Origin of the sequence: Pseudolysinimonas sp. (assembly GCF_031389465.1) — a bacterium.
Taxonomy (GTDB): Bacteria; Actinomycetota; Actinomycetes; order Actinomycetales; family Microbacteriaceae; genus Pseudolysinimonas_A.
The window spans coordinates 1-2,812 of sequence record NZ_JANMSQ010000187.1; the positions used below are offsets into that span (position 1 = coordinate 1).

Below are 2,812 nucleotides of genomic sequence, written 5' to 3' on the forward strand. Positions count from 1 at the left end.
GGGGCGCGGGGGGGTTCGCTTCCGCGCCCGGCCCGCCAACCCCGGCCCGCCGGCCGCGCGGGGCCCGGGGCGTTTCCCGATCTGGCGGGGTTCCGGGGGACTTTTTGAGGGGAGCGGGGGGCCGGTATAGGGGGGAAAGCCGGCCCCTCCGCTCATCCGAGTGGCTGTCGAGGAGATTCGGGTTCCTCGCGGGGGCTGCCACTCGAGGACGGAATACTTGGGGGGTGTATTCCGTCTGGATTCAGAGTGCCCCACCAACCTCAGGATGCCACCTCGTCAACCCTCAAGATTCGCTCAAGATCGCACGGCTATTCTGGGCGGGTGAACGAGATCACTCACGAGCCAGACGCGCATCGGTACGTTCTACGTCGCAGCGGTGAACTGGTGAGCGTGCTCGAGTACCGCGACCAGGGGGTGGGCACGGTCATGCACCACACGGTGACGGTGCCGAAGTTCCGCGGCCACGGTTTCGCCGGCGAGCTTGTCGAGTTCGCAGTGAACGACGTCGTATCGCGTGACGCCGGCCCGATCATCCCGACCTGTTGGTACGTCGCCGAGTGGTTCACCGGGCGTCCCGACCGCCGCGCACTGCTCACCTGACGTGACTCCCCGCGCCGGCTACACGGCGGCTCAGGTGCGGGCCGCCGAACGACCTCTGCTTGCCGCCGGAATCCCTCTCATGCGCCACGCGGCCGCAGCCCTTGCTGCTGAACTCCGCGGCTTCGCTCCGCGCCGGGTGCTGGTACTCGTCGGGGCGGGGGACAACGGCGGTGATGCGCTGTTCGCCGTCGCCGAAGTCGCGGCCGATGGAGTGACCGTCGACCTCGTGCCGACGGCTTCCCGCCATCATGCCGAGGGTGCCGCTGCGGCGATCTCGGCGGGCGCGCAGTGGGTGGATGCGGCCGACGCCGCGCGGCTCGCCGCGGCTGCCGACGTGGTGCTCGACGGCATCCTCGGCACCGGGACCAGCGGCTCCCCCGGCCTTCGGGGCGCGGCGCGCGATGTCGTCGCCGCGATCCTGCCCGTTCTCGATGCACCCGAGCGTCCGCGTGTCGTGGCCGTCGACATCCCGAGCGGCATCGGGCCGGACGACGGCGCCGTACCCGACCCGACGGTGTTGCCCGCGGATCTCACGGTGACGTTCGGCGCGACGAAGGCGGGCCTGCTGATCGACCCGGGGTCGCGATACGCCGGACGGGTCGTGCTCGTCGACCTTGGGCTCGGTCCCTATCTCGGCGAACCCGTAGTCATTGCGGAGTGAGGCGGAAGACCCGCAGGGTGCGACCGGCGGTCACCTCGTACTTGCGGTAGCCGGGCCAGTTGCGCTCCAGCTTCGGCCAGGTGAGCTCGCGTTCGACGTCATCCAGCGGAGCCGCGTGCACGTCGATGCGGCGCCCACGGAGACTCACCGCGACCTCGGGATGCGCGAGCAGGTTCGCCGTCCAGGCCGGATGCGCGTCTCGTGCGAAGTTGCTGCCGACAACGAGCATTTCGCGCCCGTCGGGGCAGTACATCAGCACCGTGTCGCGCTCGAGCCCCGACTTCGCTCCGATCGTGTGCAGCACGAGCGTCGGCACGCCAAGCCCGCTGACTTGCATGCGGCCACCGGTGACTCGGTCCATGACCCGCTCGAGCGGCGGCATGATGCTCGGCCCGACGCTGCGGAAGAACGGGGTGCGCGAGAGCCAGGCGACCGGTGGGCGAACGAACCGCGGAAGAACCACCCCGCCACTCTGCCCGATCTGACCCCCTTGCGGGCCGATGCGGGAATGTGCGTGACTCCCCCGGCGCTGCAGTCAAGGTGAAGCGCATCGGATTTCTATCCTTCGGCCACTGGGCACCCGGTCACGGATCGCTCGTGGCGACCGCGGCTGATGCCCTGCAGCAGACCCTGGAGCTCGCAATCGCGGCCGAGGAGGTCGGTGTCGACGGTGCGTTCGTGCGCGTGCACCACTTCGCTCGGCAGCTAGCGTCGCCGTTCCCACTGCTCGCCGCGATCGGCGCGCGCACGTCGCGGATCGAGATCGGCACCGCCGTCATCGACATGCGCTACGAGAACCCGCTCTACATGGCTGAGGATGCCGCGGCCGCCGATCTGCAGAGCGGCGGCCGACTGCAGCTCGGCATCAGCCGCGGGTCACCCGAAACCGCGCTCCGCGGCTCGGAGTCATTCGGCTACCTGCCCGACGACGGGGAAACGGATGCCGACCTCGCCCGACGTCACACGGAACTGTTTCGGGCCGCGATCGACGGCGCCGGCGTGGCGATGTCGAACCCGCAGATGACCGGGATGGAGCGACCGCTCGCAATCGAACCCCGCTCCCCCGGGCTGCCCGAGCGCATCTGGTGGGGTGCTGGCACTCGGGCTACCGCGGTGTGGGCGGCCGAGCAGGGCATGAACCTCATGTCGTCGACGCTCCTCACCGAAGAGACCGGCGCCTCGCTCGCCGACCTCCAGGCCGAACAGATCCAGCTGTACCGCGATGCCTGGAAAGCCGCCGGGCACGACCGTGAGCCGCGCGTCTCGATCAGCCGTAGCATCCTGCCGATCATCGACGACGAGACCGAGCACTACTTCGGGCTGCGCGCCCAAGCCGACGGGCAGGACCAGGTCGGCCACCTCGACGGCGGGCTCGCGCGCTTCGGTCGCTCCTACATCGGTGCGCCCGACCGGATCGCCGAGGAACTGGCTCAGGATGCCGCGGTGCAGGCCGCCGACACGATTCTCGTGACGGTGCCCAACCAGCTCGGGGTCGACTTCAACGCTCGCATCCTCTCTTCGATTGCGCGTGACATCAAGCCCGCGCTCGGC

4 protein-coding genes are annotated in these 2,812 nt (G+C 69.8%); 3 read left to right on the plus strand and 1 reads right to left on the minus strand.

Annotation, left to right across the window (positions count from 1 at the left end; translation table 11 throughout):
• Nucleotides 1–321: 321 nt before the first annotated feature.
• Together RMO30_RS07535 and RMO30_RS07540 are read left to right on the plus strand one after the other, a co-directional pair.
• Nucleotides 322–600, plus strand: coding sequence for a GNAT family N-acetyltransferase (locus RMO30_RS07535; RefSeq protein ID WP_309711481.1), 279 nt, complete (start codon nt 322–324; stop codon nt 598–600).
• 1 nt (nt 601) lies between these two features.
• Nucleotides 602–1,261: an NAD(P)H-hydrate epimerase gene (locus RMO30_RS07540; RefSeq protein ID WP_309711483.1), complete on the plus strand. Its 660-nt coding sequence runs from the start codon at nt 602–604 to the stop codon at nt 1,259–1,261.
• Here RMO30_RS07540 and RMO30_RS07545 read toward each other — a convergent pair.
• The gene (locus RMO30_RS07545; RefSeq protein ID WP_309711484.1) at nt 1,248–1,724 is read right to left on the minus strand and encodes a nitroreductase family deazaflavin-dependent oxidoreductase; all 477 of its coding nucleotides are present in this window, start codon (nt 1,722–1,724) and stop codon (nt 1,248–1,250) included. The two genes, RMO30_RS07540 and RMO30_RS07545, sit on opposite strands and share 14 nt — an antisense overlap.
• Nucleotides 1,725–1,801: 77 nt before the next feature.
• Between RMO30_RS07545 and RMO30_RS07550 the strand changes: the two genes are divergently transcribed.
• Nucleotides 1,802–2,812: LLM class flavin-dependent oxidoreductase (locus tag RMO30_RS07550; RefSeq protein WP_309711485.1), on the plus strand; the 1,011-nt coding region annotated here is incomplete at its 3' end.